18 protein-coding genes are annotated in these 21,776 nt (G+C 56.5%); 6 read left to right on the top strand and 12 right to left on the bottom strand.

Features of this window, described 5'->3' with window-relative positions:
* Positions 1-240 precede the first annotated feature (240 nt).
* Genes VFA09_14560 through VFA09_14550 form a run of 3 tightly spaced genes read right to left on the bottom strand, consistent with a single transcriptional unit; the run spans position 241 to position 2,258 of the window.
* A complete protein-coding gene (locus VFA09_14560) occupies positions 241-681 on the bottom strand; it encodes a hypothetical protein (GenBank protein HZU68496.1) in 441 nt (146 codons plus the stop codon).
* Positions 682-693: 12 nt separating this feature from the next.
* Complete coding sequence (locus VFA09_14555) at positions 694-1,470, bottom strand: SDR family NAD(P)-dependent oxidoreductase (protein HZU68495.1); 777 nt, start codon at positions 1,468-1,470, stop codon at positions 694-696.
* A 5-nt stretch (positions 1,471-1,475) separates the two neighbouring features.
* Entirely contained in the window at positions 1,476-2,258 is a 783-nt protein-coding gene (locus VFA09_14550; GenBank protein HZU68494.1) for a Type 1 glutamine amidotransferase-like domain-containing protein, read from the bottom strand.
* A gap of 170 nt (positions 2,259-2,428) precedes the next feature.
* Between VFA09_14550 and VFA09_14545 the strand changes: the two genes are divergently transcribed.
* Positions 2,429-2,962 carry a hypothetical protein gene (locus VFA09_14545; protein HZU68493.1) on the top strand — a complete coding sequence of 178 codons (534 nt, stop codon included), beginning with the start codon at positions 2,429-2,431 and terminating at the stop codon, positions 2,960-2,962.
* Positions 2,963-3,223: 261 nt separating this feature from the next.
* Here the strand turns inward: VFA09_14545 and VFA09_14540 are convergent, their stop codons facing one another.
* Both VFA09_14540 and VFA09_14535 read right to left on the bottom strand, forming a co-directional pair.
* Positions 3,224-4,567: a cyanophycinase gene (locus tag VFA09_14540; GenBank protein ID HZU68492.1), complete on the bottom strand. Its 1,344-nt coding sequence runs from the start codon at positions 4,565-4,567 to the stop codon at positions 3,224-3,226.
* Between the two features lie 334 nt (positions 4,568-4,901).
* Positions 4,902-7,526: an ATP-binding cassette domain-containing protein gene (locus VFA09_14535; protein ID HZU68491.1), complete on the bottom strand. Its 2,625-nt coding sequence runs from the start codon at positions 7,524-7,526 to the stop codon at positions 4,902-4,904.
* Positions 7,527-7,952: 426 nt separating this feature from the next.
* Between VFA09_14535 and VFA09_14530 the strand changes: the two genes are divergently transcribed.
* Both VFA09_14530 and VFA09_14525 read left to right on the top strand, forming a co-directional pair.
* Positions 7,953-8,246 (top strand): zinc ribbon domain-containing protein, encoded by a 294-nt coding sequence (locus VFA09_14530; GenBank protein HZU68490.1) that lies wholly within the window; start codon positions 7,953-7,955, stop codon positions 8,244-8,246.
* A 35-nt stretch (positions 8,247-8,281) separates the two neighbouring features.
* Positions 8,282-9,673, top strand: coding sequence for a cytochrome P450 (locus tag VFA09_14525; GenBank protein HZU68489.1), 1,392 nt, complete (start codon positions 8,282-8,284; stop codon positions 9,671-9,673).
* Between the two features lie 65 nt (positions 9,674-9,738).
* Here the strand turns inward: VFA09_14525 and VFA09_14520 are convergent, their stop codons facing one another.
* Both VFA09_14520 and VFA09_14515 read right to left on the bottom strand, forming a co-directional pair.
* Positions 9,739-10,533, bottom strand: coding sequence for a class I SAM-dependent methyltransferase (locus tag VFA09_14520; protein HZU68488.1), 795 nt, complete (start codon positions 10,531-10,533; stop codon positions 9,739-9,741).
* 80 nt (positions 10,534-10,613) lie between these two features.
* On the bottom strand, positions 10,614-11,204 hold the full coding sequence (locus VFA09_14515) for a Clp protease N-terminal domain-containing protein (GenBank protein ID HZU68487.1): 591 nt from the start codon (positions 11,202-11,204) through the stop codon (positions 10,614-10,616).
* 139 nt (positions 11,205-11,343) lie between these two features.
* Between VFA09_14515 and VFA09_14510 the strand changes: the two genes are divergently transcribed.
* Positions 11,344-11,556: a hypothetical protein gene (locus VFA09_14510; GenBank protein HZU68486.1), complete on the top strand. Its 213-nt coding sequence runs from the start codon at positions 11,344-11,346 to the stop codon at positions 11,554-11,556.
* A 59-nt stretch (positions 11,557-11,615) separates the two neighbouring features.
* On the opposite strand, the gene VFA09_14505 is transcribed toward VFA09_14510, so the two are convergent.
* From VFA09_14505 to VFA09_14485, 5 genes are all read right to left on the bottom strand, one after another.
* Entirely contained in the window at positions 11,616-12,572 is a 957-nt protein-coding gene (locus VFA09_14505) for an aldo/keto reductase (protein HZU68485.1), read from the bottom strand.
* A gap of 150 nt (positions 12,573-12,722) precedes the next feature.
* Positions 12,723-14,174, bottom strand: coding sequence for an FGGY family carbohydrate kinase (locus tag VFA09_14500; protein HZU68484.1), 1,452 nt, complete (start codon positions 14,172-14,174; stop codon positions 12,723-12,725).
* Positions 14,175-14,186: 12 nt separating this feature from the next.
* Positions 14,187-16,916: a hypothetical protein gene (locus VFA09_14495; protein ID HZU68483.1), complete on the bottom strand. Its 2,730-nt coding sequence runs from the start codon at positions 16,914-16,916 to the stop codon at positions 14,187-14,189.
* A 133-nt stretch (positions 16,917-17,049) separates the two neighbouring features.
* On the bottom strand, positions 17,050-17,721 hold the full coding sequence (locus VFA09_14490) for a phosphoribosyltransferase (protein HZU68482.1): 672 nt from the start codon (positions 17,719-17,721) through the stop codon (positions 17,050-17,052).
* A gap of 388 nt (positions 17,722-18,109) precedes the next feature.
* Positions 18,110-19,426 (bottom strand): MFS transporter, encoded by a 1,317-nt coding sequence (locus VFA09_14485; protein HZU68481.1) that lies wholly within the window; start codon positions 19,424-19,426, stop codon positions 18,110-18,112.
* A gap of 624 nt (positions 19,427-20,050) precedes the next feature.
* Here VFA09_14485 and VFA09_14480 point away from each other — a divergent pair.
* Both VFA09_14480 and VFA09_14475 read left to right on the top strand, forming a co-directional pair.
* On the top strand, positions 20,051-20,770 hold the full coding sequence (locus VFA09_14480) for an alpha/beta hydrolase-fold protein (GenBank protein HZU68480.1): 720 nt from the start codon (positions 20,051-20,053) through the stop codon (positions 20,768-20,770).
* Between the two features lie 32 nt (positions 20,771-20,802).
* On the top strand, positions 20,803-21,759 hold the full coding sequence (locus tag VFA09_14475) for a hypothetical protein (protein ID HZU68479.1): 957 nt from the start codon (positions 20,803-20,805) through the stop codon (positions 21,757-21,759).
* Positions 21,760-21,776 lie beyond the last annotated feature (17 nt).

The following is a 21,776-nucleotide window of genomic DNA, read 5'->3' as shown; positions in this document are numbered from 1 at the left end:
CGGTCTGGTAGTAGCCCACGGCCCTGCACGTTGTGCGAAGAGGCTGCCGCTACTGCATACAGGATAGGATTGCCTCCCATTCCTCCCGGGTCCGGGCTCTTCACCACTCTCCAACTGCTGCCGTCCCAGTGTTCGACCAGGGTATGGTACCCATGCGGGGTACCGGGATTGTAGTATTTTCCCACGGACCAGATGTCACTGGCGTTGCCGGAGACGGCTGCTACTCCAACCAGGTAATTGTCATGAGAGGCACCTTTTCCCACGTTCGGACTGGAAACTATACTCCAGCTCGTGCCGTCCCAATGCTCGATCAGGGTCCGCGTTTGCTGTATGCGAGTATTGTAGTAGGAGCCGACGGCCCACACAGTATTTGCCGAGATGGCCGCCAGGCCTTGCGCGGATATGGAAGCCTGCTGAAGCAGAAACAGATTGCGCAGCCGCGTTTTCGCTGCTTGTTCCAGGTATCGCTGTCTCGACTATGGCATAAGCGATGAGCTTCCCGCTGCTATCTTCCCAGAGGGTGGTTCGCACCGCCTGGCCGGCCAGCGAGACATCCAGCAGTTCATACAGGTCAAGGACGGTAGGGTAATCATTGCTATTTTCGACGGTGATACATGCGCGTCGAAAGTCGATGACGCACTGCCGATCTGCTTCTGAATATGCATGCATCGTGGTAGTCATGGATTCTATACCTCAGCGTATCGCAAGATCGACCAGCCAGGGTAAGGCAGTGGCGATGGCAACGAGCGGCCTGTAGTATCCAGGTACGATGACCTCACGCCGTGGCCGCACCACCAGGTCAACAATTGCACGCGCCACCAGGTCCGGCCCTGGCATGGGAAAGCGCATACCGCGATTCATATTTGTTTTGATGTAGCCGGGTGAAACGAGCGAAACCGAGATGCCGGTGCGCCGCAGTTGCCTGCGGAGCGATAATGAGAAGCCGCGCAAGCCGTACTTGGTGCCCGAATAGAGTGGGTCAATGGCGATAAGGCCCGCCACCGAGGCTACCGAGATTATCGCGCCATGCCGCCGTTCCAGCATACCCGGCAGCACGGCATGTGTCGCGAGCATTGCGCCGCGCAGATTCGTATCGAGAGCGCGATTAATATATTCGATTGATTGCTTATCAAACGGCTTCGACTGCCCAATACCGGCATTATTAACCAGCACATCGACGCGCCCGAACTGCTCTATCGTCTGCTCGACGAGGCGCGTAACCTGCGCCTCATCTGTAATATCGGTGGGGATGGCAAGCGCACGGTTCCCCGCGCCGGTAATCGCGCTGACCTGAGCCGCCAGTTCAGTTTCGCGCCGCGCAGCCAGCACCACCCGAGCGCCATGACGCGCAAATTCCTTAGTCGTCGCCGCCCCTATACCCGAACTGGCGCCCGTGACAATCACCACGGCATCACCTAGAGCGCCGGACAATCGCGCCAGCCGTTGCTCTTCTTTTTTCTGCGCATTCATTGTAATCACAGCATCACTTCCTCTCCCACGTGTATAATGCGCGGCTCCATTCCCCGTACAAAGACCTTAACGGTTTGCAATCCCATGACCTGCCAGCGCTCGGCTGCCATTGGGTCGCCCGTATGATTGGCTTCCACACGCACCAGGGCGGTATTTTCGTCCACACCCACGGCGATGATCCCCTCAGGGAGCGTGGAGAGCAGTTCCTGAAACGTTGTGTCGTCGATGAAGTTTGCCATACGATCAAAATGCGGGAAGACTACCAGGCGCGGCACGACGCCGAGCGATGTTAACCATCCGGGCTTTTCACCCATGAACATCTGTCGTATCGCAATTGTATAGGCGCTAAGCGTCATTGCTCCTGCGCTGCATCCGGCAAGTATCGCGCCTCGGCTATAGGCCGAAGTGATGATCTCCCAGGCGGCGGAATCGCGCAGCGTCTCAATGGTATGCTGCGGATTGCCACCCGATAAGTAATAAAAATTGGCTCCTTCCAGCAAGGCCAGTTGTCGCGGGTCCCTGGCGCTGGCAGGGTCAATGATAGCCGTAGGTCGCACATCCTGCACGCCCAACTGCTTGAAATGGCGCAGCCCCAGGTCATTCCAGTAGGCAGGCCCATTTTCTTCCAGGCCGCTGGCCGTGGGTAGCAATGCCACCCGCGCATTGCGAACTCCGCCCACGGTTTCCATAAGATAGAGATCGGTCGTGTTCATCGCGTCGAGGTATTCGCCGGAGCCGACCAGGGCAATAGCACCAGGCGTGGGATGCGAAACAGGCTGTTGTCTCATAGAGAGAGAATCCTTTCAAACGTTTTGTTCTGATCTTACCATATCCCATCCCTATATTTCACTCTCTAAAAAAGATATAATGGAGCGTTAAGAAGATATGTGGTCAAAAAGATAAGCACAAACGGATCAAAAGTTGGGCTTACTTGTTTTTCTCTCGAAGGAGGTACATCATGAGCAAAGCGCTCAGTCGCAATCTCTACCTGATTGGCCTGGCAGTAACCATCGTGGCCATCATACTGCTCTTCGCCGGCCTTGCAGGCTCTCAGACGTACACCGATGCAAGTGGATATACACAGGCGTCGATTGGTAATCCTGCCCTCTTTGGAATATCGATCTTCTTGTTTGTTGTCGCCGGTATCATTAACCTGGTTGCCTGGATTGGGGCGCTGGTGAAGACTGCTCAACTCGGTCGTTGGGGCTGGTTCATTTGCCTGCTATTGCTATCGGGCATTACGATGCTGGTCTACATCTTTGCCGGGCCGACAACACCGGCAACCCCGCAGGTTGCGGCGGCAGGGTATGCGCCGTCTGGCTACCCGCAACAGGGCTACCCCCAGCAGGGCTATCCACAACAAGGAAGCTATCCCCAGCAGGATGGCTATCCGCAACAGGGTTACCAGCAAGGCAGTTCTCCGCAGTATGGAAACCAGCAGGGCGGCTATCCTCCCTATGGCAATCCCCCGTCTAACTACCCGCAGCAGTGAGATACAACCGCCATGTTCTTGCATGGGGGGATGGAGAGGTTGTTTACCTGGCTCCAGCACCGGGGCCTGTCATTCTGAGCGAAGGGGAAGAATCCGCGAACCACTTGAGATTCTTCCCCTTCGTTGCTCAGGGCTTCGGCTTCTTGCGCTCAGAATGACACGGCTAACACCACTTCGACAGCCGGTTTTGATCGTGAAATTTCTTCATCGGCCCCGGGGCAGAGCAAGCTCCCACTCCACACCACATCACCACCCCCGCCCCTACTGGCGATACGTAAAAATGTTTACGGTCAGCTTGATGTATGAGATGTATTGCATGCCCTGGAATGCTCCGATGTAGCCGGACGCGTCCTTCAATTTGATCATTTGCACCTCGAAGGTGGGGTGGTCCTCGTATGTCAGGCCATAGGTGGTGGCGGCGCGACTATCGAAAAGATTGGTTGAAAAGACGGTGAAGGCATTGGGCACTCCCTGGCCGTTTTTACCACCATGATCGCGGAAGCTGCTGAAGATATCATGCGTTGGGGGTCGCGGATGATTATGCTGTTCGTGACCTGCCAGCGGGGTTTTCCAATTCGCGATTGTGACCGTTTTCGTGTTGGGATCGAATGAATCGCCGACGGTGAGGTAGGTCACTTTGACGTTGAAGATAGACCAGAACGGACCTTTCTTATCTATTGTCGCTTTCGAGAGGTCCAGGATATAGACGCCGTGTTGTCCAATGACCTGCATTTGCGCCTGAGGGCTATCAGCATTCGTAATCAGCAGGCCTGTATCCTGGTCAATGCCATAACCCATCGGCGTGTGGGTATCTGCCGCCAGGCGAATGAGGCGTCCCTGGCGTCCGCGCTCGGTAAAATGGGTATCGAGCAGTCCATAGGTAAACATGCCGAAGCCGCCGGCGGGATCATACGAGAGATCGTTCAGGTGATCTTCCTGTATGTAAGGAAATGCGCCGTTGCGAATGGCCTCGTAACTCTCGCCGCCAGTAATCATGGGATCCTTCACCAGAGCGTCGGTTCCCGCGCTCGTGCCACCAACAACCGCTCCAGCATCATATTTTGCGATGATGGCCTTCAGTGCGGGCGATGGCCTGGGATGATTGCCAGGAGCTGGTGTACCATTGTAAAACATACAAAAGACCAGCCGGGATTGATCTCCGCCCCCGAAAAAGAAGCCGGTCATGCTGTTGATCTGGGCAATCACTTTGGGAGATTTTGTATTATTGAGGTGCGCGCGATCAATGGGTATCCATTCGGCATCGGCAACCCCATAATGTTTCAAAAACAGGTCTACGTAGAATTGCCCATCCTTGCGCGGCGTAAACGAGGCGGCAGTGATAATGCCTATCCTTGCGACGCCCTTTCCACCGGCCAGGCTCACAACTTCGCTATAAACAGGATCATTAAAATTGGATAGCGCGCCACCGCCCAGTACGAGAAATCTGCCTTTGTGGGCCGGGGCCTGCGTTTGTGCCGAATGCCGCCCGACGGCATAGGCAGCAGGAGCGACGAAGAAGCCGGTAGTACATAAACCCGTGAAGAGAAGTGTTGACAATAGCACTTTCGCTATCGTATGTGATATCACGTGAAGCCGCGTAGACATGACACCCTCCTGAAGCAAAAATAGTGGTTGAAGCCATGGATACATCAAAATGTGTCCCCCATGGCAACTATAGCAGATTGGGTCAGGCGTCGTCAAAAGCGCAAGGTCTTGCCGGTACTTTTCTATTAAGAGAAAAACAAGAGGTTCAGGCCATGTCATGCTGAGCGGAGATTCTTCCCTTTCGTTGCTCAGGGCTTCGGCTTATTTCACTCAGAATGACATGGCCTGAACCCCTCGGATTGCCGATTTTGATCGTTAAAAATCATCAGGGATGCCTGTCCTCATCCGCAAAGGACAGGCACCAGGGGCTGAGAACAGGAACGAGCCGCTGTCCCTACCGGCTTACGTCCTTGCTTTTCAGCGCGAGCGCGGTAGCCAGGGCAATTACAATGATCATAATGACCAGGGCGCCCCAGACAATCGCGAGGTGTTCAATCGCTCCGGGCAAGGCATCGGCGGGATTGAGCGTGACATAGAGCGTGCCCTGGTACGAAAAATTATCGACTCCCAGTTTGTCGGCATGCAGGCCAATGGTCGATCCCATGCCGGCAATAGCCCAGCGCGCGGCGAACAGCGCTCCCACCGCTTGCAGGATGGGCGAGTTCAGATTGAATACCACGCCTGAGAAGATTACCTGCGGAATAAGGATGAGCGGTACCAGACTCATTGCGCGGTCAGTGTTGGGGGCCAGCGCCGAGAGCAGCAGGCCGATCATCAATCCTGCCAATGATGTCAGCGCCATCGAGATATATATTTCCGCGAAAGGCGGCAAGATGATGCCCTGGTGATACGGCGCTTTCAGATTCACGATGTACACCAGAACGGCGCTTTGTAGCAGCGATAAGATGCCCAGCACGACGATTTTCGAGAACATGTAGGGCACAATGCCAAGATTGACCATGCGCTCGCGCCGGTAAATAGGCACTTCGCGCACAATCGCTCGCACGCCGTTAATCACTCCAAACATCACCGCGGCAAAAGCCATGATGAATAGCAGCGTCTGCGCATCGGCCCCTGAATTGGGCGCGATGGCGGCCTGCAATAGCTGCTGTTTCGACATCCCTTGCTGCGCGGCGAATTGCGCCCCCTGCGGCGAATTGAGAAAGTCGATTACGCGCTGGCAACTGTAGGATACAATCGGTCCCGTCTGCTGCAAGGCGTTGGCGTGTATAGGGCACGTCGCTACGCTCGTTGATGTAAACGTCGTCGGGCTTGCCAGGTAGTACAGGATCACTCCAATAATGGGCGCCTGCAACAGCAGAATTGCCAGGTTCACGACATCATTTTTCAATAATTCCAGGTAGCGCCTGGTCAGGATGCGAAACTGCCGCCAGGGGCTGCCGCGCTTCGCCTTCTTGACCGGCAGGTTCAATTCTTCCAGGTCTTGATTCGCCTCCATCTCGCGGTTCAGGGGGTCCGCGATATAGCGCTGGTAATAGGGAGAGTGCTTAAAGCGTTCCTCGGCCTTTTTGGGCGCATCCTTATGATCGTCCGTTGGGTCCAGCGCATTATACACCTCGGCGTATGTCTGCACGCCAAAATAGGGCAGCGCCTCGGCAGGTGGGCCAAAATACGCCAGGCGACCACCACGGGCCAGGAAGCAGACGAAATCACAGACATTAATATTCGTCGTCGCGTGCGTCACCAGAATGATGGTATGTCCTTTGTCTGCCAGCTTGCGCAACAACTGCATCATTTTCAGATCAAGACCGGGATCGAGACCCGATGTTGGCTCATCTAGAAAGAAGACACTGGGGTTTGCCAGCAGCTCCAGCGCCAGGGAAACGCGTTTGCGCTCGCCGCCGGAGAGATTGCGCACCAGCATCCTGCGCCGGTGCGTCATTTCCACCTCATCCAGCACTTCGTTAATGCGCTCCTTGATCTGCTTGCGCGTAAAATCTCTGGGCAGGCGCATCCTGGCCGTATAGTACAGCGCGTGCTGCACCGTCAAATCCTTGTGAATGATATCGCTCTGCGGCACGTAGCCGATCTGCGTATTAAACGCGGCCAGATTGCGATAATAATCGCGCCCGTTATACAGCACTAACCCTTTAGCCGCCGGTCGAATGCCGCTTAGCGCGTCAAGGAGCGTTGTCTTGCCTACCCCTGAACTACCTACTAAGGCCACCAGTGAATGCTGCGGGATATCCAGCGAAATATCGTTCAGCAGCGTGACACGCCAGCCGCCATACTGCTTGAGGTGCAGGGCATCAATGCGGATACTATATCCCTCACCCGCCTGCACAAGCGCATCGCCGGTGTAGGTAAACTGGTAGCCGCCAATGCTGATTTCATCTCCTGGTTTCAGTACCTGGTCTCGCACCTGTTGCGAGTTCACGTAAGTGTGATTGGTGCTGCGCAAATCCACGATGTGATGGCCGCCACGCGGCAACTGCTCTATACGTGCGTGATAGCCGGAAACCTGGGGATTGTTCAGCACGACCATATTATTGGGGAAGCGTCCAATGGTGACAACCGGCGCTTCAAGCTTAATCGGGCGAATTTCTGGCACGATATCCGGGGCGTCCGCTGGTTGCCCGGAACGATCCCGTCCCCTCTGATCCATACTCAAAGTTGGCTCGTTCACTGCATCCTGCGACATGGGCGGAGCGGATTGTCCGGTCACCACCCCGTTCTGTAGGGGCGACGCTTGTGATCGTCCGTCCGTGGGCGCATGTATCTGATCACTCTGCTGTAAATGTATGGTGGGAACGCCACTTATGCCTTCTGCCTGCTGTCCCCAATAGGGCGTTCCCTGCTGAGTATTCTGCGCCGGGAGCGCGTCCTTTTGCAAGCCATGCGCACGCGCGAGCTGATCCAGCTGCTGCTCATCCAGCACATATTCGTGGCTGGCCGGGTCTGGAGAGGCTGCCATATTGGCGCTTGCCATCCAGCGCCCTAACGTCTCCGTATCAATGCCAAGTTTTTTAGCCGCGTCTTCGATTGAATATCTTGCCATTCGCTTCACATATTCCGGTATTCATACATTCCAGCAACATTGGAAGAGAGTTCATGAGGAGGACAGCCACCAGGCGCTGTCCCTATCAGCTTTTTTCTTCCTATCTCTTGTAGACACGTATCACAACAAAAAAAGGTTCTGTAGGGACGCATTTTGCTCGCAGGGCGCGGATTCTTCCCTTTCGTTCCCCGGAGCTGCGGCTCGCGCGCTCAACATAACCCGGCCTGGATCGCGCAGATCGCCGTTTTTGCCGGAAGGCAACCGACGAGGGTAAGTACATCCTGACACGATTAACGTAGAGTTTTTATAGAATAATGTAGAGTATTTTATCAAAAACATCTAGCGCGATGTAAATATATTGTGCTATAATCAAAATGGTTTGGGGAGGCATTCTTGACTTCTACGGAATATGTCCAGGAGAAACACATGTATACTGGCATGATGTTGCTTTGTGACGCCATTGTTTACGCAGCCGGGTCGGTGTTTGCCGGGCTGGATTTTCTGGCTGTGACGCTCTTGATCCTGGTCATTTTCCTCTCCATCTTCGCCTTTTTCCTCTCCGTGTGGCTTTACCGTCAAAATGTCCATTTCAAGCAGGTGCTTGAATCGCGGCAGCACTTGCTGAAAAAATGCCCCTACTGCGGTAATTTTATGCAGCCGGATGATTCGTACTGCCCGAACTGCGGCAAGCGCGTACCAAAGGTGACGACTGTGAAATAAATCATGTTGCCACCTTTCTATGATATACTGGTGTCATGAACACGATGCGCCATGGACATACAATCTTACCTCCAGGTCCCAGGTCTCTACCACTGCTTGGCAATATTCTCGCCTTTCGGCAGCATCAACTGGAGTATTTACAACACCTCCAGCACACCTATGGCGACATGGTTACGGTACATTTCGGTCCCATACCCGTTATCATCCTCTACCGGCCCGAATATGTCCGTTATGTACTGACCGAAAATCCACGCAACTTTACCAGCGCCGAGTTTAACGAGGAATTGCGCGACCTGATTGGGAATGGGCTACTCACTCTGGATGGAGAGGCCCATCGGCAGCAGCGACGCCTGGTACAGCCCGCTTTTCACAAGAAACGGGTGGAGAGCTATGCCGGAATCATGGTGCAGCACACGCAGGAGATGCTTCAAGACTGGCATGCCGACGAGCGCATCGATGTAGCGAGGGCCATGCAGCAACTCACCATGCGCATCGTCGCCAAATGCCTGTTCAACGTCGATCTTGCCGGTCAGGTGGATACGCTGGGGCGAGCATTCACCACTATGATCAGTAATCCCATCACCCTTGCAGAGGGCTTCTTGCACCTGCGCCTGGACCTGCCCATAACGTCCTATGGCAGGCGCATGGCGGCCAAACGCGCTGTGGACGCGTTCATTTATGACCTGATCGCGCGCCGGCGTGCCGAGGGCGGCGATACCGGCGACGTGCTTTCCATGCTTCTGGCAGCACATGATGAAGATGGTATCCTTAGCGATACGCAGGTACACGATCACATTCTGACCTTTTTTGCCGCCGGACACGAGACGACCGCCAATGCGCTGACCTGGACATTCCACCTGCTCTCCCAGTATCCGGCCGCGCGCGAAAAACTGCTGGCCGAGTTACATTCAGTCCTTGGTGGCCGCGCTCCGACGGTGGATGATTTGTCCAACCTGCCCTATACCGAGTGGGTAATGAACGAATCGATGCGCCTCTACCCGCCGGCATGGACACTTGGTAGGCGCGCAATCGAAGCATTTGATCTCGATGGCGTACATTTTCCGGCGGGAACCATGGTCATGTTTAGCCAATGGATCATCCATCGCCTGCCAGATATCTGGGGCGACTCTGAAATCTTCCGGCCCGAACGCTGGGACGCGGACAGCGAACAGAAAATTGTTCCCTGGTCGTACTTTCCATTCGGCGGCGGCCCGCGCATCTGCATCGGTATGCCTTTTGCGCAACTGGAGATTCGGCTGCTATTGGCGACGATCTTGCAGCAATATCTGCCTTTCACCGCCCCCGGCTTCCGTGTCGAGCCAGACGCACTCATCACCCTGCGCCCCAAAAACGGCCTGCAATCGATCCTGATGTCTACAACCGGCAATACAGATGGCATGCTTCTGCTGCGATTGCCTGATGCGTAGCAACGCAGGGGAAGCAAGCGCAAAGGAAAAAGCGCTATGTCCTTTCGTTTTCACAGTAGTATATTCTACTTGATCCCAATCCGAACCCGGTAGCTCCAATACCAGGGAATGGGTTCGGAGCCGATATATTCGAGGGCGGCCTGTCTGAGGCGATCAAAACCGATTTCTTGTTCGGAAAACTGGAACTGGCCGCTGAACGCACTGCTCTGCATCATCTCAAGAAACCGCGCCGCGTCTCCCTGCTCGATAGAATGTAGCAAGACCTCGCGGGTGAAGCGAAAATGGCCGCACTCGCGTAGAGGGGCAAGAGATTTGTTCTCCGGCCAGATTTTGAGAGTGTGCGCCAGTCCGCGCTCCTGGATAAGCTTCACGAAGCGCAAGTTTTCCTCCTGAGCGAGGCGATCAAGCTCCCAATGAATTGCCGGCGGTGAATCATAGTCATACGCCGCAAAGAGTCCTCCGGGGCGCAGAATTCGAGCAATCTCGGCCAGCGTCGCAGCCGGCTCCATCCAGTGGAACGATTGGGCAGCCGTGACAATGTCAGCGCACCCATCAGGCAGGCCGGTCTGTTGAGCAACTCCCTCTCGATACTCGATACGTGCCGCGTAGGGATAGTCCTCGAGTTTGCGCTGCGCCTCTTTTCGCATGCCGGCATTGGGTTCGATCCCAATCACCCGCCCGGCCCGCTCACCCCAGATCGCGGTAGAGAGTCCGGTACCACTGCCTAAATCCACCACCAGAGCGGGATGCGGTGCCTGAATCAATTGCGTCAGCAGATTGAGCAAAACTGGTGGCGGTGCCGGGCGCGCCCGGTCGTAGCTGCTGGCTTTGCCGGTCCAAACTTCACTGGAATCACGCATGGCTGTTTCTCCTGATGAATGTTGACGACCAAATCGGGGGATAGGAACCTGTCCCTACAAGCTGCCTCATTTTCGAAGTGCTAGCCGAGCAGCTCGAAAACCTGGGCGCGTACCTTTCCCAAAACCCCAAGCGTATCGAGAATATCCGCGCCGACACCGCCGCCATCGCGCACAATTCCGAGCAGGATATGCTCGGTACGGACATAGCCACTTCCCTGCCGCTCTGCTTCGTCCATCGCCAGTGCGAGTACCTTGCGAGCTCGGGGCACGTAGTCTATCTCTTCCTCAACAGGCTGGTCTCCACGCCCAATTTTCTCTTCAACAGCTGCACGCACGGAATCAAGAGTGACACCCAATTTTTCCAGCGCCAGGGCTGCAAGGCTCCCTTGCTCGCGCAACAGGCCTGATAACAGGTGCTCCGTCCCGATATAGTTGTGATTGAAAGACAGGGCCTCCTCGCGGGCGAGCGAGAGGACATGCTGGGCATGCCCATTGAAGCGGTTGAGATGTTTAGCGGGTATCCACGTCGGCCGGTAGTCCTGCAACGCTTGAAATAGCAGCTGGTTGAGGACACTGGTGATTGTGCGATCCTCCGTCTCAGCGATCTTCACCAGTTGCTCATAGAAATAAAGCGGAATTTCGACGCGCTGGCGGTCTTTACTGGATGGCATAGCTTACTCCTGTCTCTCTTCGATATTACGATGGTATTTACGGTGGTAGATTCGCTCAAAGAATACCATGGTATATACCACGATGTCAAGAGGTGATAGGCTGATGATTCTTGCCACGCTGTATAAAAAGAAGTAAGCTATGTTGAGCATAGTGACCGGTACTGGTGGAGTGAGGTTGAGGCGGCTCTACCTGCCTTTCCTTTTACGCGGTCCGCAACCAAATGGAACCAGGAACGATACACGGCATGCCCAGGCTATCTCTGCCTGGATCAAGGCTGGTCTCGGCCACGAACTTATGCATTGTCAAAGCATCGAAGAGATGCATGAGATTACCCGGCGTGGCAGAAAATAATGACGGTTTTTCACAACCAGGTGAGAAGAGCTTGTAGGGACAGCGGCCAGCCGCTGTCCCTACAAGCTCGATACCTTATCGAGCCGCAACAATTGCTCCTCCGTAAGCGTTAGCTCGACTGCTGCCAGGTTTTGTTCCAGCTGTTCCACGGAATTTGCTCCTACAATGGGCGCGGTAACGACGGATTGTGCCAGCAGCCAGGCCAGTGAGACGGCAGCAGGAGTGCTATTTGTCTCTTGTGCGATTTCCCTCACAACTTCCAGGATGCGCCAGGCGCTATCGTGGTCATAGCGTTTCGCGACGGTCTCAGCATATGTGCTTGCGGTAGTCTCGCCGCGCCTGTACTTGCCAGTGAGGAAGCCCCTGGCCAGGGGACTGTAGGGGATAACGCCGATCTGGTACCGCTCGCAGATGGTTTTGAGGTCTTGCTCGAACTCCTGGCGATGAACGAGGTTGTAATGAGGTTCGAGCGAGTCAAAGCGCACGGTAGCATGGACACCGGCGCTCCAGAGGGCTTCTACGAGCCGCCACGCCGGGTAGTTCGAAGCACCAACATAGCGCACTTTGCCTGCTCGCCGCAGGTCATCAAGCGCCTGCAGCGTTTCGTCAATGGGCGTGTCAGCATCGTAGGCGTGCATCTGGTAGAGGTCGATATAATCGGTTTGCAGGCGCATCAGCGATGCTTCGACCGCCTCCAAAATATGCTTGCGGGAAAGGCCCTGGTCGTTGGGGCCTGGTCCCATTGGCTGGCGCACCTTTGTTGCCACGATAATGCTCTCTCGATTGCGCCGCGATTGCATCCAATGGCCGATAATTTCCTCGGATTCACCGCCCTTATGTCCGGGTATCCAGCGCGAGTAATAATCCGCCGTGTCCAGGAAGTTGCCTCCATGCTCTACGAAGGCATCCATAACGGCAAATGCTGTCTGTTCATTCGCCGTCCAGCCCCATTGCATGGTTCCCAGGCAGAGCGCCGACACTTTTAATCCTGTACGGCCCAATTTGCGGTAGTTCATGATGTTTCCTCTTTAATTACGGCGGCAGCGCGTCCATTAAATGCCGCACATTGGCGGAAACGGCGGCACGGTTGCGTACGCAGGCCAGCACATAGTCTATGGCTCCTGAAGCAGAAAGGGATGTACAGAAAAACAGGCGCGATAGCCAGATTATCTGTTTGCCTCAAAAGTTGCATCCGACAAGCTAAGAAACTTCGCGTAGGCTTCGTCGTAAGCCGCTTTCGTGCTACCCGGCATCGCGGCGAGATGCACAGCAGGAGCAATCGAAGCCGTTGCCGCCGCATTGGCCCAGGTGCCATTGGCGATACCGGCCAGCAGGGCAGCCCCACGAGCGGAAGCATCGGGCGTATCGACCGTCCATAATTCACGGCCCAGAATATCGGCCAGCATTTGACGCCAGGCGGGATGGACGCTGCCACCACCGGCCAGGCACAACATATTCTCCGCGCTCGATCCCGGCAGGGCATCCAGGGCAGACCGGATGCCGAAGGCCACCCCTTGGAGCGCGGCGTGTAAGAGGTGTTCGCGCCCGTGGTCGATACGCATACCCAGAAAAGCTCCGGTGCTGGCGGGATTGGGGTGGTGCGGGCGCTCGCGCGTCAGGTAGGGCAGGAATATCAATCCAGCAGAACCCGGCGGCACTCGATTTGCGGTCCCGTAGAGTTCTTCCCAGGTAGCATTCAAGGCTCCGCGAACCCAGTCGAGCACGAGCCCGGCATTTTGTACCGCCGCCATCCGGTACCAGCTAGCTCCACCGGCGGCTCGATAGAGATGCGTGCGCCTCGTAGGATCGGCCAGTGGTTCAGCAATAAGTTGCACTGCCTGCGCGCCGGTTCCAAGTGTCAGTTGCATGGGACCAGGAACGAGCAAACCACTGCCGAGTGCCGCGGTAGCTGTATCGGCGGCTCCCGTAGCGATGGGCAGGCCTGGTGGCAGGCCAAGCTCTCGCGCCGCGTGTGTGGAAAGCGTCCCGGCAATCCCCGCGGATGGAGAGATGGGCGCAAATAGCTCGCGCCTCAGACCAAGAGCATCTATCACCTCATCCGCCCATCTATCAGCAGATAGATTGTAGAGCAGGGTGGCCGAGGCATCGCTGGGGTCGGCGGCGATGGAACCTGTCAGGCAGAGGCGAAGCCAATCCTTCGCTTGCAGCGCCCAACGCGTCGCAGTATAGACTGACGGTTCGTGGTCTGCTACCCAGCACAAAAGCGGACCGGCCATGCCGGGCACGAGCGGGTTTGCCAGGTGCTCCAGGAGGGCAGGCGGCAGGGCCGAGTAGCGTTGAAGTTGCTCTTCCGCTCGCGTGTCGGGCCATAGTAGAGCGGGTCGTGTTGGGCGTCCTTTTTCGCTGGTTGGAACCACTCCATGCATCTGCCCTGAGAGGCCAATGGCGGCGATCTCCGCTCCTGGAACCTGTGCCGTTGCCGCTCGCACGGCAGTTACCGTCGCCTGCCACCACGCACCGGGATCGCTTTCTGCCCAGCCCGGCTGTGGAGATGCGACCTCGTAGCCCGCCCTGCTTACGCTCAAGGTTTGCCCGCCGGTATCCAGAATCAGGACCTTTACTCCGCCTGTGCCTAAATCGATGCCCAGCAGGGCCATAGCGATATCTCCTTACTGCACACTCACCGATGGCTTCGCGAACAGCAGCAGGCCCGATGGATCGGCGTTGGCAACCTGCAAGAGCACGCGCCCGCCCGCCCCAATATAGGCGGCGGCATTTGCCGTCGTAAAGGTTCCTGAGTGTAGCGTTATCCTCTCCCACTTGTTCGTTTGCCAGTTAAACAGGCTCGCCTGTATCACGTCGCCGGCTACAGGCGGGTGGGTTTGATGGCTGAGGTCGTAGATGGCATCCGGTTCCGTTACGGTCATACTGCTAATCGCCGCAGCCTGGGACAGGGGCAGCGCGAACTCAAAGCTCACCACTCCCGTCGTCAGGCTGTAGGTGTCGGGCGCGGTCAATTCCACGTCGCTATTCTGTTCGTCTATTACCCTGCCCTGCACGATGTTGGGCGGCACGTTCGCATTTTGCGGAAAATCGAGGGCCACCGGCACTTCTACCAGGTTATCATGAAAGCCGTTTGGGCGCTTCTGGTTGATGGTAATGGCGTTTGTGCCGTCCAGTGGGGCGTCTGCCCAGCCTATAAGGGTGGCCTGCGCCGCGTTTAGCAGCAATGGATCACTGTTGACGGGTAGATGCAGGGTTTCAGGTGTTCCGGGGGGCGCGGTCAGGACGGAGCCTTTGCTGACAAGCGCCTGGGTAATGCAGGGGCCGCCGCAGGGCGTATAGGCGATTCCGGCACCGCTGAGCGCTTCGAGGGTGGCGATGTGGCGCTGGAAATCGCTGGGGGCCTGACCATTATTGCTGTACGGGAAATACGACGCGGGCAGGCCATTATCTATAGCAATGGCGTCGGCCAGAGTCGTACCGGCTTTTGCGGCGTGTTGTAACGGGAGATCAACGGACGTGGTTGCCCCGGCGGGCAGGTGACCGATGGAGACGAATGTGTGTGGCAACAGCACGAACACATCATCGAGCGCGGTTTCGAGCGTATTGGTGATTGATCCCACGAGGCGGTTTTGCTGCAAGGTGAGAGCGGAGGTGATCTTGCCTTGCAGCTGGAGGTCCTGTTGCGAGACGAGGGCATGAAAGGTCCATGGCCCTGTTCCCGGCTCGCGCACAATGACGCTGTCTGAGATTGGAGAGAGGCTGATGTGCGGGTCGTCGGACGAGTAGACAGGACTTGAGGCGGCGAGGGGATATGAGACGGGCAGTACCAGCTGATTGGCGGGAAATTGGATGATGAAGTCGCCATCGTCGGGTGTGAAAATGCCGGAGTAGGTGGTGATATGGGCCGGTGAACCATCGGCGTTCAGCTGTAGCAGCGAGATGGTATTATCCAGCAGGGCGGCGCCGTGGGCGTAAAATGAGAGTCCATAGGAGAAAAGCGAGAAGAAGACGATGCCGGCCAGGATGGTACGCCATACCCATTGAGGGCGCTTCAAACGCTTCAGTAGCAGGATGCTGACCGGCCCGAGTACCAGGATATAGCTCAGCAGCAGTACGGCGGCGATCCATGGTGAGAAGAAATAGGGTGGCTGTAGCATCTGTTCCAGTCCCTCTTTTACCAGCACATCTCCCGGCCCGCTACTGAATTTTGGCGCGTTGCCGATCAAGGCCTGGTCGGCGAGCGCGCGCACTAGCAGGCTTTTCCAGAAGACGGTGATGGCGGACCAACCCAGGAAAGGCTGTACGGCAGGGTCGAAGGCGAGGTAACAAATTGTGCCCTGCCCATGTTGCGCCTCTACCAGCAGCGGGATGGCGCCAGAGGAAAGGACGGCCAGAGCGGTAGGGGTGTTTGTTGTGGTGGCCTGCTCGTCGCCTTGTGGTTGTCCATTTGTTCCTTTCACGTTCAATGTTGCTGTACTTATAGGAATGGGTTGTTGCAGCGTATCATTCATGGGCTGGTCGCTTCCCTGTGGGGACGACGCCTGGGGCCTGTCCTCTTCAGGCAGCAGGTGCGTGCCTGGTGGAAGCATCGCGGTGCCAAGCAGGTGGACGGGCAGTAATTCAGGGGGCAGGCCGCCCAGCGTGCGTTGCGCACCTGTTCCACCCACCTCGATGAGCGCACCGCCCTGGTTGACCCATGATACGAGGGCGGCCCGTTGTGCCGCGCTGAGCGCCGCGGTCGTCACATCATCAACTATCAGCATGTCGAAGTTGGCGAGTAGAGCAGGAGATGAGGGCATGCTGGCTGCGTCCAGGGAAGTGACGACGATAGAACTGGCGTGGTTGGGCAGCGCGACGGTCGATAGAGGCCCGAATCCGGCGTTGCGAGCGGAGAAAGTGCCAACCAGGATGTCATTGGCATTCAGGTAGTTGGCGACATCCCGCCGTGTGGCGACGACGCGCCCCCGTGTATCAAGCACGCGCGCTTCGACGCCAAACGGGTAATTCGCGCTCACGTAGTAGAGAGGGATGTTCAAATGAATCTCTTTCCGCGTTGCCTTTGCGAGCTTGATAGGTACTTGAAAGTTCCAGGGCGAATAAGCAGGCGGCGCGGAGTTCGAGCGGGCCTGGGAACTGAAGGTGTAGACGGATACTGTTCCACTAAAATCAGGTCCGCTATTCGTGAGCGCGATCTGAACAGGAGACCAGAGGTTCAGGCGGTAGTTTTCGTTAAATCCAAGGCTGACTTGCAGCGAAATATGTTGTGCTGCTACGTGGGTTGAATCCGCTGCCGTGAGAGAAGGAAAGAGCAGCACGGCCAAAAGCGGGCAGCATGCTGCCAGTAGCACGCGGAGAACATTCAACTGTGGCCCGGCAGCATACCGCTTAAGCATCTTTGTACCCGTTCCTGCCGTATAAATAACTTCTATATGACGAGGGTGAATGCGTCTTGCTGAACCAGCTAAGATGATTACGTTCAACCGGGTGCTTTTTTCACGGTCGCATCCAGGTTGTATCCGTGCGAGATTACTTTTTGCTCCTCACGGCCGGTCTTTCTTGCTCGGCCTGTGCCAGCAGGTCATGTACTTCCTCTTCGCTGGTTTGCGCGAAATTTTCGTACCAGTAGCCCACTCCATAGAATGGCTCCGGCGTTTGCGCGCAGATGATTTCATCCAACTCGGCCCGCAACTCCGCACAGGTAGAAGGGGCAGCTACCGGTACGGCGACGACGATACGGGCGGGCTGTTGCTGTCGCAGCGCCGTTACCGCGGCACGCATGGTCGAACCCGTCGCCAGGCCGTCATCTACCAGGATCACCACCCGGCCACGCACATCGGGGGGTGCCAGGTCATCGCGATACAGGTGTTCGCGGCGCTCCAGCTCTTGTTGCTCTCGTGCCGTCACGGCGTCGATTACGGCATCAGGAATGCGCAGCATGCGTACCACTTCCTGGTTGACAAAACGCACGCCCCCCGTCGCGATGGCTCCCATAGCCAGTTCTTCGTGGCCGGGCACGCCGAGTTTACGTACCACAAACACATCTAATGGGGCGTGCAGGGCCTTCGCCACCTCGAAAGCCACTGGAACGCCCCCGCGTGGCAAGGCAAGCACAATAATATCTTGACGATGCGCGTATGCAGCCAGCCTGGTCGCCAGTTCCTGTCCTGCTTCACTTCGATCTCGATACAGCTGCATCATAGGTCCCTCCATTGATCTTGCCTGCTCCGGGGGTTCAGGACAGGGACAAGCCGCTGTCCCTGGAGCATTCCCCTATTCACCAGGGAAAAAATCAGGGTTGGAGTTTCTTCTTTCAAAGAAAGCATACTTCATTACAGTTTTGCAGGCAAGTCATCAACTCCGGGGCCGATAAATCGGCCCCTAATCAATTTTAACAATCAAAATCGGTAATCTAAGCGGCCCAGGTCGTGTCATTCTGAGCGCAGCGAAGAATCTCTGGCGCGATGGACACGGATTCTTCGCTGCGCTCAGAATGACACGAACGGATACCCCGATTCGTTTGGAAAAATTCATCAGGCGTCCCGGGACGGGGGCCGATCAATCGGCGCTGGGCACGATGAATCGGCTCCTATGGGGCGGGTTGCAATCCGAACTGGGCGCGAGAGGGCAGCAATGTGCCCAGAATGATGAGCATTAAGGAGGCAATGATTACCGGCAGAAAGGCCATGGCGGGTATGTGCAGGATATCCCATAACTCCCCGCCTGCGAAAGGCCCTACGAAAGCGACCGCGTAGGTAAGGGAGATAGTGATGCCCGTCAGGCGCGCTACTTCGTGAGGCAACGCTAGCAGGGGCGGCAGCGCGATGCCGAGTGTGAAGACGAAAGCGGAACTTCCCCCCAGCAGGGCGGCCCATAGCGGTTCCAGGGTCGCCGGCGCCAGTAGCCAGCCGGCAATTGAGAGGCCGCAGACCAGGCCCGCGATAATAAAGGGCAAGCGGCGGCCCGCCAGTCGCTGCGCGAAAAGTGTGACTGCCAGGCTGACCGGCAATTGCGCGGCATTCAAGATCGCCAGCGCTGGCGGCGTTAAGGCGCTGGCATGGATCGCCACATTATAGGGCGCGATCCAGCCATTCATACCAAAATAAATGAGGCTGCCCCCACCGATCAGGATACCGAGGTGCAGCGCGTTGACACGAGGTCTTTTGCCGGTATCTTCAGGAAGCCTATCGCTCATCGCTACTGATTGCGCCGCCGCGTCTTCCATCGCTGTCGGGATAGCGCCTGCTGCCTGTCCGCGACCGGCTCTGACCGGCCTGGTATGCGCGGGTGGAGCAAGCCAGAGCCAGAGGACGAATACTACCACTATTGGCAGGCCCCAAAAGATAAAGGTTGCTGCCCAGCCATCTTTTCCCGCCAGTTGCAGCATCAACGGGACGGTGATCCCTGCCGCCACCGCTTCTCCAATGATCAGCCCATCGCTGAAGAGCGCCGATACAAAGCCGATCTGCGCCGGGAACCAGTGGCGTATCAGCACTGGTATGGTCGTCTGAGTCAAAGCGACCCCCATGCTGAAAAGCAATGTGAAGAGGAAAAGTAGCGCCGCACCTGCTTCCGGCGCGATCTGGACGCTCAGAACGCGCAAAAAAGTGCCGCCCGCGAGCAGCGTCAGACCAATAATGACCGCTGGCCGGCTGCCAACCCGGTCGATAAAGAAGCCCGACGGCCATGCCAGGCATGCCAGCGCCAGCACCGGCAGCGCCGTAAGCAGGCCGGTCTCCGTATATGAAAGGCCGAGGTCATGCTGGATCAGCGGCAAAACCGGTGGAACGGCTAGCATAATCGAACGTAAATTGAAACCTACCGCGACGATCAAGGCGCAGACGACGAAGCGACGCCAGGGAAGAGTAATTCGTTCGTCCGCGAGCATTGGGGTTGTTTTCTGCACTATCAGCTCCGCTAGCACCATGCTCTGTAAGGGCAGCGGCCCGTCCCTGTCCCGACCGGGGGACGAAGGCAGGCGGCAGGCGACCTGACGAGTGCGATGAATCGACTCTCTGCCAATCCGCACGCTACCCCTACAGAACACGCGGGTATTCGAAATCATTACATGTACTATATCATAGTTCCATGGAGTACGGGGCGACGGTCGGGCGGGAGATGCTTCGTGGCACTCAGCATGACAGCGCGGGGCATGTCATGCTGAGTGCCACGAAGCATCTCTCTCCCACTTATAGGAATCACCGGCTTCTTCCGATTTGACATTCTCTTAACAAGCGTGATAAGATTTTACGCAGGCAATGGTCTGTCCTCTGCCCATTTTTTCTATTACCTGGCCAGGCACCCCGATCACCGATTGTCGCCTGAAACAGCTGCTTGTCTTGTCCGAGTGCGAGCGCTAGCCGCCCTGCATCTCATGTGACGGCGAAGCCGCGAGCGAGCGGCGTTCATAAGATGGACAAGGCCAACGAGCGAGCGACGCTGGCAAGACGGGTTAAGAACGGCAAGTGCGCAGCCGAACCGTCCCACAATGTTGAGCCGGCCATGAAGCCGGATATGAGTGTATAATTGTATGAATCGTGAGTATCATCGTTGGTATAGTCCCTCTTTGCAGCGCGATATGGAGCTGCTCGTCTTTGGCCATGCAGGCGCTCGCGCCTTGATCTTTCCCACTTCCCAGGGTCGTTTTTTCCAATGGGAAGATACCGGCATGGTCGATGCACTGCGCGGTCAGTTGGAAGAAGGCGGCCTGCAATTGTTCTGCGTCGATAGTGTCGACGCAGAAAGCTGGTATGCCAAATGGCGGCCACCGTCTGAACGCGCGTTTCGTCACGTGCAGTACGACCAGTATCTCCTGCGCGAGGTGTTACCTTTCACCGTCCAGCACAACTCGAACCCGTACCTGATCGCGGCTGGAACCAGCTTCGGCGCCTACCACTCGGTCAACTTCGCCTTTCGCTACCCGCACCTGGTTGATCGCGTCATCGGCCTGAGCGGCCTGTATGACATCAAGCGCTTCACCGGCGGCTTCTCGGACGAGAACGTCTATTTCAACAGCCCCAGCGATTTCATGAAAGGCGAACACGAACCGGAACGGCTCCAGGCATTCCGGCACATGGATATTATTCTGGCCATCGGGCGTGATGACCCGTCATGCCCGAATAATGAGCACCTGTCACAGATCCTCTGGGACAAAAATATCTGGCACGCGCTGCGTATCTGGGATGGCTGGGCGCATGACTGGCCCTGGTGGAAGCAGATGATCCAGCTCTATATCGGCGGTCACGATTAGGTTCCGCATTTGCGTACCGAAAGGAAAAGGATATGACCCTAAAAGTTGGTCTCATTATAGGACGAGAATGGTCTTTTCCGCCCGCTTTCATAGAAGAGGTCAACCGCCGCGATGAAGGCGTTGAAGCAGAGTTAGTGAAGCTGGGTGGTACGCGCATGGACGAGCCATGCCCTTACTCCGTCATCATCGACCGTATTTCGCACGAGGTACCATACTATCGCATCTATCTTAAATATGCCGTTTTGCAGGGCGTGACCGTCGTCAATAACCCGTTCATGTGGACGGCCGATGACAAGTTTTTTGAGGCCGCGCTTGCCACGAAGTTAGGCATCGCCAGCCCGAAGACCGTCGTGCTGCCCAACAAAGACTATGTTCCCGGCATCGTGCATACCGAAAGCCTGCGCAACCTGCTCTACCCGCTGGACTGGCAGGCAATCATCGATTATGTCGGCCTGCCCTGTGTCTTTAAGGATGCCCTGGGCGGCGGCTGGAAAGACGTTTTCATCTGCCATTCGCTGGACGAGTTGTTGTATCACTATAACCAGTTCGGCCTGCGTACCGGCATCGTGCAGGAATTTATTCAGTGGGACCAGTACGTGCGCTGCATCGCCCTGGGCCAGCAAGAAGTGCTGCCCATTAAATACGACCCACACGAGCGCAAGTATCATGTCGAACACGAACACCTCTCTCCTGAGCTTGGCAGCCGCGTCGTAGAAGATTCGCTCAAGCTTGTGAGGGCCCTGGGATACGACATGAACTCCCTCGAGTGGGCCATTCGCGACGGCATCCCGTATGCCATCGATTTCATGAACCCCGCGCCCGATATGGATATCTATTCACTCACACCGTTTTATTTCGACTGGGTCGTCAAACATATGGCGGATATGGCTATCCGCCTGGCAAAGCAGCCGCGCTCGCAGGCGAAAGAACTGCGCTGGGACGCCCTTTTTAAGGCCAATGCAGGTCTGGAATCTGATATTCGTGTATAAATGGATGCCCCCTTGCT

Source organism: Ktedonobacteraceae bacterium, from assembly GCA_035653615.1.
Lineage (GTDB): Bacteria > Chloroflexota > Ktedonobacteria > Ktedonobacterales > Ktedonobacteraceae > DASRBN01.
The sequence above is the reverse complement of the archived record's forward strand: the minus strand, read 5'-3'. Positions and strand labels throughout refer to the sequence as shown.